A 14,713-nucleotide genomic window follows, 5' to 3' on the forward strand; every position below is an offset into this window, starting at 1 on the left:
GGGTCAACAAATAGTGCACTCTGTGACTCAAGTCACATCAAATGACCAGGGGTTGCGGTGACGGGTGGATGTGCGCTCGGACTTTCCCGGCCTTCCCGGAACGCAAATCCTGGCCGCTGGACCTAGGTCCTGCCTGGTCCCCGGGCCCGATGCGGGTCCGGGACGGCCGAGGTTAGCGTTCCCGGTGTGCTTCCGACGACCCCTGCCTCCGCGCCCGCCGTCATCCCCCATCCTGAGGGGGTGACGAACGAGGATTTCCGCGCAGCCATGTCCCGGCTGGCCGCGGGTGTGGTGCTGGTGACCGCGTACGACGCCGACGACGGCCCACGCGGCGAGGACGTCGGCATGACCGCGACCGCGTTCGTCTCGGTGTCGCTGGAACCCCCGCTGGTGATGGTGAGCCTGCGCGACGGCTCCCGGATGGACGATCTGTTGGCGGAACAGCCGATGTGGGGGGTCTCGGTGCTGTCCGAGAGCCAGCGTCACATCGCGGGCCGCTTCGCGATGAAGGGGCGGATCAGCGACCGGCTGCTGTTCGAGGACATCCCCTACATCCGGGGCGAGGTGAGCGGTGCACTGCTGGTCGGCGGTGCGCTGGCGACGCTGGAGTGCCGTACGGAACAGCGGGTGGTGGCGGGCGACCACACACTGGTGATCGCCCGGGTCCTGGAGGCGAACCTGCCGAGCGGGGACGGCGGCCCGCTGACGTATTTCCGGGGCAGGTACCGCCAGTTGAATTAACGTGAGCGTGCCCGGTCCGTACGCCGGCCGGTCGGGCGGGTGAGGGCACGGCGTGTACGCCGACCTATCGGGGTGAGCGCACCGGCCGCACATGAAGCCGTCCGGCGATGGAGGACGGGCCCGCACACCGTGCCCGGCGATTGAGGACAAGGCCACGCCCCAAGCCCGTCCGGCGCTTGAGGACACCGCCCGCAGGGCGGTACCGAGGCGCGCACCCCGGCGCAACCGGCAGCCGGGCCACGGGGCCCGGGGCCCGGGGCCGAACCCCGGAACTACCAGTCCCGCCCCGCACGGCCCCGCTTCGTCTCCGCCCGCTGCTTCTTCTCCCGCAGCCGCCGTTCGTTGATGCCCCGCGGAATCCTCGTCGCACGCCGCGGCTTCGGCGGCGGCGCCGTCGCCTCGGCGAGCAGTGCCGCCAGCCGGACCGCCGCCGTCTCACGGTTGCGCCACTGCGAGCGGTGCTCGGATGCGCGGACCGCGATCACACCGCCGACCAGCCGCCCCGCGAGCCGCTCCAGCGCGCGGTCCTTCCAGACCTGCGGCAGCGAGTCCGTGTTCGCCAGGTCGAAGCGCAGCTCGACCTGCGAGTCACTGGTGTTGACGTGCTGGCCGCCGGGCCCGGACGACCGGGAGAAACGCCAGATGAGCTCGGCCTCCGGCAGGGAGACCGAACCGCGGATGATGTAGGGCCCGGACATGTGTCCATGGTCGCGTGCCCGCGCCACTCGCGTCACCCCGTTTTCGACGCCGTCCGGCGGAATCCGGCGGAACACGGCGCGATCCGGCGGCGAACCCGACGGAACGTGGCGGAACCCGGCGGACCTCTTTCGTACGAATCCCGTACGGAACCTCTTCGCATGGAACCTCGCAGTCCCCTGCCCGCGTTATGTCGGGTGACGGTAGCTTCGGGAGGGCTCGAAGCCCGCACACTCGAACACGAAGGGGACATCCCAATGGCAGTAAGCCTGTCCAAGGGCGGCAACGTCTCGCTCACCAAGGAGGCACCGGGCCTGACCGCCGTCACGGTCGGCCTCGGCTGGGACGTCCGCACCACCACCGGCACCGACTTCGACCTCGACGCCTCGGCGATCGGCGTCAACCCCGGCGGCAAGGTGGCCTCCGACGCCCACTTCGTCTTCTTCAACAACAAGGCGACGCCGGACCAGACCATCGTCCACACCGGCGACAACCGCACGGGCGAGGGCGGCGGCGACGACGAGCAGATCAACGTCAACCTCGCGGGCCTGCCCGCCGACGTCGACAAGATCGTCTTCCCGGTCTCCATCTACGACGCCGTCACCCGCAGCCAGAACTTCGGCCAGGTGCGCAACGCCTACATCCGTATCGTCAACCAGGCCGGCGGCGCCGAGCTCGCGCGCTACGACCTGAGCGAGGACGCGGCCACCGAGACCGCGATGGTCTTCGGCGAGCTGTACCGCAACGGCGCGGAGTGGAAGTTCCGCGCGGTCGGCCAGGGGTACGCCTCGGGCCTGGAGGGCATCGCCCGCGACTTCGGCGTCAACCTCTGATCCTCACCGTCGACGTCCTACGTCCGACGTCCGCCTCGGCGGGGAAGCCCGCGGCCGCACCGGCCGCGGGCTTCCGTCGTTCGGAGCCCGGAGTTCGGAGCCCGGAGTTCGGAGCCCGGAGCACGGTTCAGAGCCCGGACGTCCATCGCTCAACTCACGCGGCCCGCCGTCACGGAGCGTCCGGCTTCTCCTCGCCGTACAGCCAGGTGTCCCACACCGCGTCCAGGTCCTTGCCCGACATCTTCTCCACGTACGACGTGAAGTCGGCGGTCGACGCGTTGCCGTACATCCGCGTCTGGGCCCACAGCGGCAGGATCCTGAAGAACATCGGGTCGCCCACCGCCTCGCGGACCTTGTGCAGGACCATCGCGCCCCGCCAGTACACCGGGTCCTCGGAGATGTCCGCCGCGCTCGGCGGATCGGCGGCGGGGAACCTCCAGTTGGCGTCGTCGGCGAAGGCCTCCTCGAAGCTCTCCTGCGCCGGTATGTCGTTGTGGTCCTCGTCCCAGAGCCACTCCGCGTAGGTCGCGAAGCCCTCGTTGAGCCACATGTCCTTCCACGTCTTCGGCGTCACGGAGTTGCCGTACCACTGGTGGGCGATCTCGTGGACGAGGGTCTCCTCCTTGAACTCACCGACCGGGAAGACGGGCCGGGTCTGCGTCTCCAGGGCGTAGTCCACCTCGCCGTCGGGAACGACGATCACACCGAAGGCCCCGAAGGGATACCGGCCGAACTTCTTCGCCGACCAGCTCATCATCGTGGGGACCTGGGTGAGCAGTTCCTCGGTCCGCTCGGCCACCGCCGGGTCGACGGCCGTGACGACCGGCTGTCCGGTGCGTGGCACCGCGGACGGCTTCAGTTCGTAGCGGCCGATCGCGACCGTCGCCGCGTACGACGGCATCACGTCCGTCGACTGCCAGAAGAAGGTGGTCCTGTCACCCGTGGAGTACTGGTCGTGCAGCACTCCGTTGGAGATGGCCTGGAGCCCCTTCGGCACCGTGACCTTGATGTCGTACGTGGCCTTGTCGCTCGGGTGGTGGTTGCCGGGGAACCACGCCATCGAGCCCGCCGGCTGACCGACCGCCAGCGCGCCGTCCGCGCTCCGCAGCCAGCCCTCCTCGGCGCCGTCGACGTCGACGACGGTCCGGGGGGTGCCGGAGTAGCGGACGAGCGCCCGCAGGCCGTCCCCCTTCGCCACCGCCTCGTCGAGGTGCACTGTCACCTCGTCCCCCGCCTGGTCGACCGCGGCCTTACGGGCCCCGAGGGCGACGCTGTCGACGGTGAGCCCGTGCAGATCGAGGTTGAAGGCGCTGAGGTCCTGCGTCGCTTTCGCGATGATTTCGGCGGTGCCCGACAGATGGCCCGTCACCGGGTCGTAGTCGAGCGCCAGACCGTAATGACTCACGTCGTAACCGCCGTTGCCCAGCTTCGCGAACAGCGGATCACCCACCCCGGCCGCGCCCGGCTTTCCGTGCACCTGCGGATGTCCGCCGTGCAGACTCGGACAGCCCGTGAGCAGCAGCGTCGCTGCGACGGACATCGCGACCGGAAAGAGGCGTCTTCGGTACATGTCCCGATCCTAGACACGGGACATGTACCGACCACCAGGGTCCGCACGGTATGTCCTGCGTCAACTCCATTGCCGCTGGCGGAAGTTGACGTACCCGTCAGCGGCCGAGCGCCGCCACGCCCGCCGCGGCGAACTGCTCGTCCAGGTCGCCGCTCGGCGCACCGGCCACGCCGACACCCGCGATCGGAGCACCCTTGGCCTGCACCGGGACGCCGCCCGCGAGGAACAGCGTGCCGGGAATGTCCTTCAGGTTCGGAGCCTGCGCCAGGCGCTTGGCGAGCTCGGAGGTCGGAGCGTTCCAGGAGACCGCGGTGAACGCCTTCTTCTCCGCCGACTCGTACGACTGCGGACCGGCGCCGTCACCGCGCAGGGTGACCAGGGTGTTGCCGTTGCGGTCGACGACCGCGACCGTGACGCGCTGTCCGGCCTTCTCGGCGGCGTCCAGCGCGGCCTGCGCGGCCTTGGCCGCCGCGTCGACGGTCAGATGCGTGGACTGCTGGAGGTTGCGGTTCGCCGGGTCGGCGCTCACCGCGGCGAGCGACTCGGCGGCCGGCGCGGAGGCGTTCGCCGTCACCGCGCCGAACGTTCCCGCGCCGAGCGCGGCGGCAGCGACAGCACCGGTCAGGACACGGGCACGCAGAGACATCTTCTTCATGATCGTCGGCTCCTGGGGTGAGTACGGAAAGGGGCGGGGAAGCGAAGGCCTCCCCCCCTGCCATCGATCCTCGGGCCGGATCCGGGGGCCGACGGTCGGCGTACCGGCTGGTGAACGCAGGCATGATGGATGACGTCCGGGTCAGCCGATCGGTCGATGCGGGGACGGTCCCGCCGGGTCACGATGCGAAGAAGGACGAGCCGGCCCACCAGGAGATCCCCGGGAGACAAGACGATGTCGCACGCACCGCCCGCCGCCGGACGGGACCCCGACAGCGGGCCCGCCGGCAGCCGGGCCTCCGGCGCCGGGGACGCCCGCGGCCGGGACGCGGACGACCGATGGCTGGCGACGGTGATGAACACCGCCTTCCTCGCCCTCCTCGCCGGATCGCTGCTGCGCTATCTCCTCAAGCACCCCGACAGCCCGCGGCTGCCGTGGGTCGTCGGACTCGGCATCACCCTCGCCGTACTCCAGCTCGCCGGCCACCGGCTCATCGGACGGCCGGGGCGGCCCGCGCTCGTCCTGCTCGGCGCGATCGTCAGCTGCTGGGTCGTCATCGTGCTGCTCGCCCCCAGCTTCGCCTGGTGCGCCGTCCCCCTGATCTACACCGTCCTGCGGACCCTGCCCACCCGTGCGGCCGTCGCGCTCGTCGGCGTGCTGTGCGCGCTGGTGATGATCGCCGAGTGGCGGATCTCCGACGGCGTCGACCCGAACCTCTTCCTCGTACCGCCGGCCGTCACCGTCCTCGCCACCGCCGTCTTCCTCCACATGCGCCGCCAGGCCGAACGCCTGGCCGCCACCGAACGCCGCGAGGGCACGCTCGCCGAACGCGAGCGGCTGTCCATGGAGATCCACGACACCCTCGCCCAGAGCCTGTCGAGCCAGCAGATGCTCCTCCAGGCCGCGGAACGCACCTGGGACAGCGATCCGGCGACCGCCCGCGGCCACGTCCGTACCGCCGAGTCGATCGCCGAACGCAGCCTCGCCGAAGCCCGGCGCTTCGTGCACGACCTCGCACCCGCCGACCTGGCCGAGGGCGGCGGACTCGCCGAGGCGCTGCGCACCCTGGCCCTGCGCGAGTCCACCGACACGCTGCGGGTCCGCCTCCATCTCGACGGAACCCCGGTACCGCTGCCCGACCGGGTGCAGTCGGCGCTGCTGCGGATCGCCCAGGGCGCCCTGGCGAACGTGACCGAGCACGCGGGCGCCTCCACGGCGACGCTCACCCTCAGCCACCTGGACGACCAGGTGGTGCTCGACATCGCGGACGACGGCCACGGCTTCGCCCCGCCGACGGACGCGCCGTCCGGGGGACGCGGGCACGGCCTGGCGGCGATGCGCGCCCGGGTGCGGCAGCTGGGCGGCACCCTGACGATCGAGTCGGCGCCGGGCGAGGGCACGGTGGTGTCCGCGTCGATCCCGCTGGAGGGCCGATGACCGCGGTACGTCCCGAAGGGGAGCGCTGCGGTACGGCCGGACGGCGAGCGCCCACGAACACCGCCCGCTTCGCAGGGGAGGCGCCCATGACCCTCGGCTCGCCCACCCGGGGAGCACGCGTGCCCCCCGCACACCCACCCCGGGAGCACGCATGACCGCCGCCCGCCTGGAGGGGAAGCGCCCATGACCGCCGTACGGATCCTTCTCTGCGACGACCACGCCGTCGTACGCGCCGGGCTGCTCGCTCTCCTCGCCAGCGAACCCGACATCGAGGTCGTCGGCGAGGCGGGCAGCGGCGAGGAAGCCGTCGCCGCCGCCGCGAAGCTCCGGCCCGACGTCGTTCTCATGGACCTCCAGCTGGGCCCCGGCATCGACGGCGTGGAGGCCACCCGGCGGATCGCCGCACCCGGTGTCCACGTCCTGGTCCTCACCACGTACGACACCGACGCCGACATCACCCGGGCCATCGAGGCCGGCGCGACGGGCTACCTCCTCAAGGCCGAGCGGCCCGAAGAACTCTTCTCGGCGATCCATGCCGCCGCCCAGGGCCGCACCGCCCTCTCCGCCCCGGTCGCCGGCCGCGTCATGGACCGGATGCGCGGCACCGGCCGCCCCACGCTGACCGACCGCGAGCGGGACATCCTCGGCCAGCTGGCACGGGGCCTCGCCAACCGCGACATCGCCCGCGCGCTGTTCATCAGCGAAGCGACCGTGAAGACCCACCTGGGCCGCATCTACGCCAAGCTCGACGTGGACACCCGGGCCGGAGCGGTCGCGGTGGCCAAGGAACAGCGCCTGCTGCCGTAGCCGTCACACGTGCCGCGGCCCCACGGCGACCGCCCACCAGGACCGCCCGGAACCGGGTACCCCGCCACCGTGACACCATCGAGCCGTGCTCGACATCGGCTACTCCCTCTCCCGGCGCTTCCCGGACCCCCCGCAGACCGACTACCGCCGCGCGGACGTCCAGGCCCTGCGCCACGACCTCTTCAGCGGCGACGTCTACCTCGCCGACACCAAAGAGGACCGCGAGCTGTCCACAGCCTGGGGATGGGTGCCCGTACTCGACTTCGCCTGGGCCCTGTGCGACATCGTCGAGCGCATCGACCGCGACCCGCTCGGCAGCCGCGCCGCCAAACCCCAGCACGCCGAACTGGACTTCACCGAATCCGCCGACCGCATGCTCTTCCGGCGGCGCTTCGGCTGGGTCGACGTCGAGGCCGACTGGATGCCCCGTGACGAGCCGCCCCTCACCTTCGGCCACAACGAGCTGCGCCGCGAATCCCGCGACTTCCTCCACGACCTGATCGCCGACCTCGCCGACCTGCACGAAGGCCTCGCGGACAACCCCGTGATCTGGGACCTCCAGGCCCGCTTCCCGCGCACCTGACCCTCCCCGCAACCCGGGTCCCGCGCCGGGCCCCGCCCCCGATGTCACACATCGGCCTCCCCGAACCGTCCCCTTCCCGAGAACACCCACGGGAAGGACAGCCATGCACGAGATCACCGTCATCGGCGGCGGCTTCGCCGGGCTCACCGCGGCCGTCGCCGCCGCCGAGTCCGGCGCCCGAGTGACCCTGTACGAGGCCCACCACACCCTCGGCGGCCGCGCCCGCACCGCCGAAGGCCCGTACCGGACCAACGACGGACCTCACGCCCTCTACCGCCGCGGCCCCCACTGGACCTGGCTCCAGCAGCGCGGCCTCCTCGAGCCGGTGGCCGCCCCGACGCTGCGCGAAGGTGCCCGGCTCCGCTTCCGCCGCGGCGGCGTCCTGCGCAGAACCCCGCCCCTCGCCCTCCTGCGACTGGCCCTGACCAGGCCCGAACAAGCCCCGGTGGACAGCGACTTCCTCACCTGGGCCGGCAGCCGGGTCGGCGAGGAGGGCGCCCGCGCCGCAGCCCACTGGATGGGCGTCGCCCTCTTCCACCACGACCCCGGATCGCTCTCCGCCGCCTTCGTCCAGGAGCGGCTGCGGCGGTCCACCTCCCTGCCGCCCGAAGCCCACTACCCGCGCGGGGGCTGGGGCCGGCTCATCGAGCGCATGGCCGCCCGCGCCTGGGATCTCGGCGTACGCATCGAGACCACCTCCCGCGTCGACGCCCTCCCCGAACGCAGGGGCCCGGTGATCGTCGCGACCTCGCTCGACGCGGCCCGCCGCCTCCTCGGCGACAGCACCCTGGAGGGCCAGAGCGGCCGCACCGTCCTGATCGACCTCGCGCTGCGGCCCCGCAGAGGCGACCCCTTCGTCGTCTCCGACCTCGACGCCCCCGGCTGGCTGGAACGCTTCACCGCCTCGGACCGCTCCCTCGCCCCCGCCGGGCAGTCGCTCATCCAGGGCCAGTTGCCCATCGCGCCCGACCGGTCCAAGGCCGACGGCATCACCCACGCCGAAACCCTCCTCGACCTCGGCTTCCCCGGCTGGCGCGAGCGGACCCAGTGGCGGCGCGAAGCGCTCGCAGCCGGCCGTACCGGCGCCGTCGACCTGCCCGGCACCACCTGGCGAGACCGCCCGGGAATCGACCGCGGCAACGGCATCTATCTGGCGGGCGACCAGGTCGCCGCACCCGGACTGCTCTCCGAGGTGTCGTTCAACAGCGGGCTCGAAGCCGCGTCCCTCGCGCTCCTCGCCACCAAGCGCACCACCGAGCGCACCACCGAGCCGCTTGACCTCAAGCGGACTTGAGGTCGGAGGGTTGGGGACCACGAACGGATCCGGGCCCGCGCGGCCCGGATCCGCACGCGACCCGACCCGGCACGCGACACAGGGGAGCCCGCCATGCACGCCATCCGCCTCCACACCTTCGGACCGCCCGAGAACCTCCGCTACGAAGAGACCGAGGACCCCGTACCCGGCCCCGGCCAGGTCCGCATCGCCGTCGCCGCGGCCGGCGTACACCTCCTCGACGCAGCCCTGCGCCAAGGCTCCCTCGGCCCCCACCCCGCCGCCGCGGAACTCCCCGCCATCCCGGGCCGCGAGGTCGCCGGCGTCGTCGACGCACTCGGCGAGGGCACCGACCCGAGCTGGCTCGGCAGACGCGTCGTCGCCCACCTCGGCCTGGCCCAAGGGGCACCTCCCGGACGAGGCTCCGTGGGCGGCTACGCCGAACTCACCGTCACCGACACCGCCCGGCTCCACGAGATCCCCGACACGCTCGACCCCGCCGAAGCCGTCGCCATGATCGGAACCGGACGCACCGCTCTCGGCATCCTCCAGTTCACCGACCTCGGCCCCGACGACATCGTCATCGTCCCCGCCGCCGCCGGCGGCATCGGCACCCTGCTCGTGCAGTACGCCAAGAACGCCGGCGCCCATGTCATCGGCCTCGCCGGCGGCCCCGCCAAGGTCTCCCGCGTCACCGGCAACGGCGCCGACCTCGCCGTCGACTACACCCGGCCCGACTGGCCCGCCCTCGTCCGCGAACACCTCGGCGACCGCCGCGCCACCCTCGTCTACGACTCCGTCGGCGGCGACGCCGCCCGCGCCGCCGTCGACCTCCTCGGCAAGGGCGGTCGCCACATCGTCTTCGGCTGGTCCAGCCAGGGCATCTCCGACAGCGGCCCGCTGACCTTCACCGACGAGGAACTCGCCGAACGCGGCATCACCTCCGAAGGCGTCCTCGGCCCCGTCATGCTGGAGAAGGCCGGCGGCGACATCCGCACCCTCGAAACCCGCTCACTGGCCGAAGCCGCCGCAGGACGACTGAGGCCCGCCGTGCACCGCTTCCCGCTCGACCGGGCGGCCGAGGCCCACCGCGCGCTCGAGACCCGCGGCACCATCGGCAAGGTCGTCCTCGAACCACGCCCGCGGCACACCCCGGACGCCACGCCGTAGACCGCGACAACTGCCCTATGAACCCAGCGACTTGAGCGCCTCGCCGGTCAGCCGGTACACCGTCCACTCGTCCTGCGGCCTCGCACCGAGAGCCTCGTAGAAGCTGATCGACGGGGCGTTCCAGTCCAGCACCGACCACTCCAAGCGCTCATAACCCCGCTCCCCACAGATCCGCGCCAGCTCCGACAGCAACGCCTTCCCGTACCCGCCACCGCGCCGGTCCGGACGGACGAACAGATCCTCCAGGTACAGCCCCTGCACCCCGGTCCACGTCGAGAAGTTGAGGAACCACAGCGCGAACCCCACCACCTCGCCGTCATCCGTCTCCGCGATGTGCGCATACGCCCCCGGGCGCTCGCCGAACAGCGCCGCATGCACCTGCTCCGGCGTCGCCCGCGCCTCCTGCGGAGCCTTCTCGTACTCCGCCAGCTCACGGATCATGGCAAGGATCTCGGGCACATCAGCAGGTGTGGCTTCACGAATCATGTGATCAGCGTGCACGCCCGACCACGCACCACGCCAGCCGATTCCGGCGCGGCCACCCGCCCCCACCACGAGCGCCGCAACGACCCGGCCACCAGCACCACGGAAACCCGCACCCCTGCGGCCCGCACCGCCCCGGCGGCCGGCCCTCAACGCGCCAGCAGCGCCCGCGCGATGGACGTCTGCGACTCCTGGAGCCCTCCCTCCCCGTCCTCCAGATCCCACAGGCTGTTCTGCAACACCCGCCCCAGCGTCCACGCCTTCGCCCGCTCCCGGTCCAGACCCAGCGTCTCCGTCAGCAGATCGAAACGCCACAGCGTCTCCGCCGGATCGAAACGGTTGTCGAGCGCCGGCATCAGATCGAACCCCGGGTCCCCCGCGAGCGGCTTCGGGTCAATGGCCAGCCACGGCTCCCGCACGCCCGCCATGATGTTGTCGTAGTGCAGGTCCCAGTGCAGCAGCCGGTCCCCCGGCTCACCCACCACCTCCCGCACCGCCGCCGCACAGTCCGCCAGCAGCCGGCGCTCCCCCTCGTCCCCCAGCATCCCCAGCGCCTCCGGCACATCCGCCAGCATCCGCTCCGCGATGTCCCCGAGCCGCCGCAACCCCGGCGGCGCCACCACCGACGTCAGCCGCACCAGCAGCTCCGCCAGAACGCGCACCGCCTCCCGCGCATCCTCCACCGCCGACAGATGCACCCACGAACCGGCCGCATCCCCCGCCCGCGCCGCACCCCCGAGCCGCTCCAGCAGCATCGTGCCCGTCCCCGGATCATGCTCCAGCAGCCGCACCGCACCGGCCCCGTCCCACACCCGCAACGCGACCGGCTCCCCCACACTCTCCTCGTCGAGCGCCTGAAGCTTCAGCACGGCCTGCGAACCGTCCCGCCGCACCACCGGAAGCACCAGCGCGCACCAGCCGTGCATCGCCGGACCCGACCGCGTCAGCTCCCACCGCGCCAGGAACTCCGCCGCCCGCTCCGGCAGGACCGCGATGAACGCCCGCCCCGCCTCGCCGCCGTACATGAACTGCTTCGCCGCGAGCTCCTCCGGAACCTCGATCATGCCGGGATCCTACGGACCCCCACCCACCCCCACCGGCAATTTCCCCGGCCCCAGGTCTCCCCCTCGCCGGCCGGCCGGTAGCCTCCCCGCACAACACAGGCACACTCGCCGGAGCAGGGACAACATGAGCACCAGCACCGTCAACGGCGGCATCTCGTTCTGGTACGCGCAGGAAGGTCTCCCCGCACCGCGGGAGCCCCTGCCCGGCGACACCACCGCCGACATCTGCATCGTCGGCGGCGGCTACACCGGCCTGTGGACGGCCTACTACCTCAAGAAAGCCGTCCCCTTCCTCAACATCACCGTCCTCGAAGCCAAGTTCTGCGGCTACGGCGCCTCAGGACGCAACGGCGGATGGCTCTACAACGGCATCGCCGGCCGCGGCCGCTACGCCCGCCTCCACGGCCACGACGCCGCCGTACGCCTCCAGCAGGCCATGAACGACACCGTCGACGAAGTCGTCCGCACCGCCGCCGAAGAGAACATCGACGCCGACATCCACCAGGGCGGCGTCCTCGAAGTCGCCTACACCCCCGCCCAGCTCGAACGCCTCAAGACGTTCCACGCCGTCGAGATCGCCTTCGGCGAGAAGGACCGCGCCCTCCTCGGCGCCCGCGAGACCGCCGACCGCGTCCGCGTCGCCGGAGCCGTCGCCTCCAGCTGGACACCCCACGGCGCCCGGCTCCACCCCGTCAAACTCGTCACGGGCCTCGCCGACACCGTCGCGGCGCTCGGCGTCACGATCCACGAGTCCACGCCCGTCACCGAGATCAGGCCCAAACACGCCGTCACGCCCTACGGCACCGTCCGCGCCCCCTACATCCTGCGCTGCACCGAAGGCTTCACCGCGGGACTCAAGGGCCAACGCCGCGCCTGGCTCCCGATGAACTCCTCCATGATCGCCACGGAGCCGCTCCCCCAGTCCGTCTGGGACACCATCGGCTGGGACGGCCGCGAAGCCCTCGGCGACATGGCCCACGCCTACATGTACGCCCAGCGCACCGCCGACAACCGCATCGCCATCGGCGGCCGCGGCGTCCCCTACCGCTACGGCTCCCGCACCGACAACGACGGCCGCACCCAGCCCGCGACGATCCAGGCCCTGCGCGACATCCTCGTCCGCTTCTTCCCCACCACGGCGGGCGTCCGCATCGACCACGCCTGGTCGGGCGTCCTCGGCGTCCCCCGCGACTGGTGCGCCACCGTCACCCTCGACCGCTCCACCGGCCTCGGCTGGGCGGGCGGCTACGTCGGCTCGGGCGTCGCCACCACGAACCTCGCGGCGCGCACCCTGCGCGACCTGATCCAACAGGACTCGGGCCAGTCCGGCCCCACGGACCTCACGACGCTGCCCTGGGTCAACCACAAGGTCCGCAAGTGGGAACCCGAGCCCCTGCGCTGGCTCGGAGTCCAGTCGATGTACGCGGCCTACCGCGGCGCGGACCGCCGTGAATCGAGGGGCCGCACGACGGCGACGGACCGGGTGGCGACGCTGGCGGACAGGATCTCGGGGCGCGGCTAGAACAGGGACGGGCGCCGGAAAGGCCCGGAACGTACCAGTGCCCCGGACCGCATCGGTCCGGGGCACTGGCGTGGTCTGAGCCGCCTGTCGGAATCGAACCGACGACCGTTCCATTACAAGTGGAGAGCTCTTCCAACTGAGCTAAGGCGGCATCGTGCGCGCTCGAACACGCAACGAAGCGTCACCACTCTACACAGCGCTCGGACCCCTCCGCCAAGAAGATTCGACCTTCGTAACCACTCGCCCAATCGTTCGTTGAACGGACTGGTGTGCCGTTCCGAAGATCGGACTGGGGGGAAGAGGCATGGGGGAATCACGGGAAAAGCCGGTCCGCGTCACCGGCGCGGAAGCCGAGTACGTGAAGCGCGAGGCACTGGGCATCGCCGGTCGGCGGAAACACCACGACCGCCCGGCGACACCGTTGAAGCAGCGGGTCACAGAACGCGGGACGCAGTCGCGCGTCTACCGCTTCCGGTTCTATCCGACAGCGGAGCAGGCCGGGCAACTCCAGCAGACGTTCGGTGCCTGCCGGTGGGTCTACAACGAGGATCTCGCCCTCCGGTCGGAGGCCTGGGAGAAGCACCGGGTGTCGGGTCGGCTTCGCGGAGACCTGCCGGGCGCTGACCGGGTGGCGCAGGGCCGAGCAGACGGCGTGGCTGCAGGATGTCTCGTCAGCGGTGTTGCAGCAGGCCCTACGGAATCTCGAGAGTGCTTTCTCCCGGTTCTTCAAAGGGACGGCGAAGCACCCGAAGCGGAAGACGAAACGGCGGTCCCGGGACTCGGCGACCTACGTCCGCACCAGTTTCCGGTGGGCCGAGGATCCCGATCATCCGGGAGTCGGCATGATCACGTTGGCCAAGCAGAAGGCCCCTCTTGACGTCCGCTGGTCACGACCGCTGCCGAACGGCGAGGTCCCGCTGAAGCTGACCGTGACGCGGGACAGGGCGGGTCGCTGGTTCCTGGCGGTGCTCGTCGAGGAACGCATCGAGCCGCTGCCGCCGGTGTTCCTGCCCGGCAGTGGCGAGCCGAAGGCGGTCGGCCTCGATCTGGGCCTCGCCGCTCTGGTGACGCTCGACGACGGAACGCGCGTCGAGCACCCTCGGCTGCTCAGGAAGTACGCCGCCGAACTGGCCCGCCTCCAGAGACAACTGCACCGCAAGAAGAAGGGGTCACAGAACCGGGAGAAGGCCAGGAAGAAGATCGCCAAGCTCTACGCCCTCATCAGCGATGTGCGCAGGGACATGCTCGACCAGCTCACCACCCGCCTCGTGCGCGAGAACCAAGTGCTCGTGGTGGAGGACCTGCCGATCACCAACCTGCTGCGCCCTGCCGTCGGCAAGGGCCGGCAGCGGAAGGCAAAACTGAATCAGGCGATCACGGATGCCGCTTGGGGCGAACTGCTGCGCCGGCTGCGCTACAAGTGCGCTTGGTACGGCCGGACCCTCGTGATCGTCGACCGCTTCTTCCCCTCCACGCGACGATGTTCGTCGTGCCACACCAAGGGACCGCGTCTGGGACGTGTCCGTACGGGAGTGGACCTGCGCGGACTGCGGCGCGGTGCACGGCCGTGACGAGAACGCGGCCGTGAATCTGCGGGACGAGGGGATGCGGCTGTACTGGCTGGTGGCCGCCGCATTGCCCCCGGGGAGGGCAACACCGTCGGTGATCAAGGCATCGGAACTGCCCGAAGTTCTCCTCGCTGCGTAGAGATACGCCGGCAGTACGTGTCACGGACCGACGGGCTGTCGGCCGGAATGCCTGTGGAGCTCGCGTAAGACCGTCCTGGGGTGGCCTCGAAGGCCGCGTCCGGCCGGCACTGGGCGTCGAAGCAGGAAGCGCCGCCGAGGTGCGGCAGTACGTCACAAGGCAACTGCTCTGC

Annotated in this window: 15 protein-coding genes, 1 tRNA gene and 1 pseudogene; 11 read left to right on the plus strand and 6 right to left on the minus strand. The window is 71.4% G+C overall.

What is annotated here, in order from left to right; genetic code table 11:
- Window positions 1-186: 186 nt before the first annotated feature.
- On the plus strand, window positions 187-741 hold the full coding sequence (locus tag ACQPWZ_RS16460) for a flavin reductase family protein (RefSeq protein WP_433571718.1): 555 nt from the start codon (window positions 187-189) through the stop codon (window positions 739-741).
- 272 nt (window positions 742-1,013) lie between these two features.
- Here the strand turns inward: ACQPWZ_RS16460 and arfB are convergent, their stop codons facing one another.
- A complete protein-coding gene (arfB, locus tag ACQPWZ_RS16465; protein WP_313945602.1) occupies window positions 1,014-1,439 on the minus strand; it encodes an alternative ribosome rescue aminoacyl-tRNA hydrolase ArfB in 426 nt (141 codons plus the stop codon).
- Window positions 1,440-1,694: 255 nt separating this feature from the next.
- Here arfB and ACQPWZ_RS16470 point away from each other — a divergent pair, with 255 nt between their 5' ends.
- Window positions 1,695-2,270, plus strand: coding sequence for a TerD family protein (locus ACQPWZ_RS16470; protein ID WP_266547139.1), 576 nt, complete (start codon window positions 1,695-1,697; stop codon window positions 2,268-2,270).
- 169 nt (window positions 2,271-2,439) lie between these two features.
- Here ACQPWZ_RS16470 and ACQPWZ_RS16475 read toward each other — a convergent pair whose 3' ends face one another.
- Together ACQPWZ_RS16475 and ACQPWZ_RS16480 are read right to left on the minus strand one after the other, a co-directional pair.
- Window positions 2,440-3,840, minus strand: a complete 1,401-nt coding sequence (locus tag ACQPWZ_RS16475; RefSeq protein WP_433571719.1) for a M1 family metallopeptidase — start codon at window positions 3,838-3,840, stop codon at window positions 2,440-2,442.
- 97 nt (window positions 3,841-3,937) lie between these two features.
- The gene (locus ACQPWZ_RS16480; RefSeq protein ID WP_340473830.1) at window positions 3,938-4,495 is read right to left on the minus strand and encodes a GlcG/HbpS family heme-binding protein; all 558 of its coding nucleotides are present in this window, start codon (window positions 4,493-4,495) and stop codon (window positions 3,938-3,940) included.
- 234 nt (window positions 4,496-4,729) lie between these two features.
- Between ACQPWZ_RS16480 and ACQPWZ_RS16485 the strand changes: the two genes are divergently transcribed.
- The 5 genes from ACQPWZ_RS16485 to ACQPWZ_RS16505 all read left to right on the plus strand — a co-directional run bounded on the left by ACQPWZ_RS16485 (window position 4,730) and on the right by ACQPWZ_RS16505 (window position 9,765).
- Window positions 4,730-5,932, plus strand: coding sequence for a sensor histidine kinase (locus tag ACQPWZ_RS16485; protein ID WP_405570751.1), 1,203 nt, complete (start codon window positions 4,730-4,732; stop codon window positions 5,930-5,932).
- A gap of 183 nt (window positions 5,933-6,115) precedes the next feature.
- Window positions 6,116-6,739, plus strand: coding sequence for a response regulator transcription factor (locus ACQPWZ_RS16490; RefSeq protein WP_313945598.1), 624 nt, complete (start codon window positions 6,116-6,118; stop codon window positions 6,737-6,739).
- 85 nt (window positions 6,740-6,824) lie between these two features.
- The gene (locus ACQPWZ_RS16495; RefSeq protein ID WP_433571720.1) at window positions 6,825-7,322 is read left to right on the plus strand and encodes a hypothetical protein; all 498 of its coding nucleotides are present in this window, start codon (window positions 6,825-6,827) and stop codon (window positions 7,320-7,322) included.
- A 103-nt stretch (window positions 7,323-7,425) separates the two neighbouring features.
- The gene (locus tag ACQPWZ_RS16500; RefSeq protein WP_433571721.1) at window positions 7,426-8,616 is read left to right on the plus strand and encodes an FAD-dependent oxidoreductase; all 1,191 of its coding nucleotides are present in this window, start codon (window positions 7,426-7,428) and stop codon (window positions 8,614-8,616) included.
- 93 nt (window positions 8,617-8,709) lie between these two features.
- Window positions 8,710-9,765 carry a zinc-binding dehydrogenase gene (locus ACQPWZ_RS16505; protein ID WP_433571722.1) on the plus strand — a complete coding sequence of 352 codons (1,056 nt, stop codon included), beginning with the start codon at window positions 8,710-8,712 and terminating at the stop codon, window positions 9,763-9,765.
- Window positions 9,766-9,780: 15 nt separating this feature from the next.
- On the opposite strand, the gene ACQPWZ_RS16510 is transcribed toward ACQPWZ_RS16505, so the two are convergent.
- Both ACQPWZ_RS16510 and ACQPWZ_RS16515 read right to left on the minus strand, forming a co-directional pair.
- Window positions 9,781-10,251 (minus strand): GNAT family N-acetyltransferase, encoded by a 471-nt coding sequence (locus tag ACQPWZ_RS16510; protein ID WP_356703966.1) that lies wholly within the window; start codon window positions 10,249-10,251, stop codon window positions 9,781-9,783.
- Between the two features lie 146 nt (window positions 10,252-10,397).
- A complete protein-coding gene (locus ACQPWZ_RS16515; protein WP_433571723.1) occupies window positions 10,398-11,312 on the minus strand; it encodes an aminoglycoside phosphotransferase family protein in 915 nt (304 codons plus the stop codon).
- 124 nt (window positions 11,313-11,436) lie between these two features.
- Here ACQPWZ_RS16515 and ACQPWZ_RS16520 point away from each other — a divergent pair, with 124 nt between their 5' ends.
- Window positions 11,437-12,834, plus strand: coding sequence for an NAD(P)/FAD-dependent oxidoreductase (locus ACQPWZ_RS16520; protein ID WP_433571724.1), 1,398 nt, complete (start codon window positions 11,437-11,439; stop codon window positions 12,832-12,834).
- Window positions 12,835-12,912: 78 nt separating this feature from the next.
- Here the strand turns inward: ACQPWZ_RS16520 and ACQPWZ_RS16525 are convergent.
- A tRNA-Thr gene (locus ACQPWZ_RS16525) sits at window positions 12,913-12,985 on the minus strand.
- 153 nt (window positions 12,986-13,138) lie between these two features.
- Between ACQPWZ_RS16525 and ACQPWZ_RS16530 the strand changes: the two are divergent.
- From ACQPWZ_RS16530 to ACQPWZ_RS16540, 3 genes and pseudogenes are all read left to right on the plus strand, one after another.
- Window positions 13,139-13,357: pseudogene (locus tag ACQPWZ_RS16530) on the plus strand (helix-turn-helix domain-containing protein); the annotation flags it as partial.
- A complete protein-coding gene (locus ACQPWZ_RS16535; RefSeq protein WP_433571725.1) occupies window positions 13,356-14,405 on the plus strand; it encodes an RNA-guided endonuclease InsQ/TnpB family protein in 1,050 nt (349 codons plus the stop codon). The pseudogene ACQPWZ_RS16530 and the gene ACQPWZ_RS16535, both read left to right, overlap by 2 nt.
- On the plus strand, window positions 14,353-14,541 hold the full coding sequence (locus ACQPWZ_RS16540; RefSeq protein ID WP_433571726.1) for a zinc ribbon domain-containing protein: 189 nt from the start codon (window positions 14,353-14,355) through the stop codon (window positions 14,539-14,541). Before ACQPWZ_RS16535 ends, ACQPWZ_RS16540 begins: the two co-directional genes overlap by 53 nt.
- Window positions 14,542-14,713: the final 172 nt, after the last annotated feature.

The sequence above is a fragment of the Streptomyces sp. CA-251247 genome, from assembly GCF_050952975.1.
GTDB lineage: Bacteria > Actinomycetota > Actinomycetes > Streptomycetales > Streptomycetaceae > Streptomyces > Streptomyces achmelvichensis.

Coding starts and splice junctions, on each gene's coding strand:
- arfB (WP_313945602.1), bottom strand. CDS start 1,439: ATGTCCGGGCCCTACATCATCCGCGGTTCGGTCTCCCTGCCGGAGGCC.
- ACQPWZ_RS16470 (WP_266547139.1), top strand. CDS start 1,695: ATGGCAGTAAGCCTGTCCAAGGGCGGCAACGTCTCGCTCACCAAGGAG.
- ACQPWZ_RS16475 (WP_433571719.1), bottom strand. CDS start 3,840: ATGTACCGAAGACGCCTCTTTCCGGTCGCGATGTCCGTCGCAGCGACG.
- ACQPWZ_RS16480 (WP_340473830.1), bottom strand. CDS start 4,495: ATGAAGAAGATGTCTCTGCGTGCCCGTGTCCTGACCGGTGCTGTCGCT.
- ACQPWZ_RS16485 (WP_405570751.1), top strand. CDS start 4,730: ATGTCGCACGCACCGCCCGCCGCCGGACGGGACCCCGACAGCGGGCCC.
- ACQPWZ_RS16490 (WP_313945598.1), top strand. CDS start 6,116: ATGACCGCCGTACGGATCCTTCTCTGCGACGACCACGCCGTCGTACGC.
- ACQPWZ_RS16500 (WP_433571721.1), top strand. CDS start 7,426: ATGCACGAGATCACCGTCATCGGCGGCGGCTTCGCCGGGCTCACCGCG.
- ACQPWZ_RS16505 (WP_433571722.1), top strand. CDS start 8,710: ATGCACGCCATCCGCCTCCACACCTTCGGACCGCCCGAGAACCTCCGC.
- ACQPWZ_RS16510 (WP_356703966.1), bottom strand. CDS start 10,251: ATGATTCGTGAAGCCACACCTGCTGATGTGCCCGAGATCCTTGCCATG.
- ACQPWZ_RS16515 (WP_433571723.1), bottom strand. CDS start 11,312: ATGATCGAGGTTCCGGAGGAGCTCGCGGCGAAGCAGTTCATGTACGGC.
- ACQPWZ_RS16520 (WP_433571724.1), top strand. CDS start 11,437: ATGAGCACCAGCACCGTCAACGGCGGCATCTCGTTCTGGTACGCGCAG.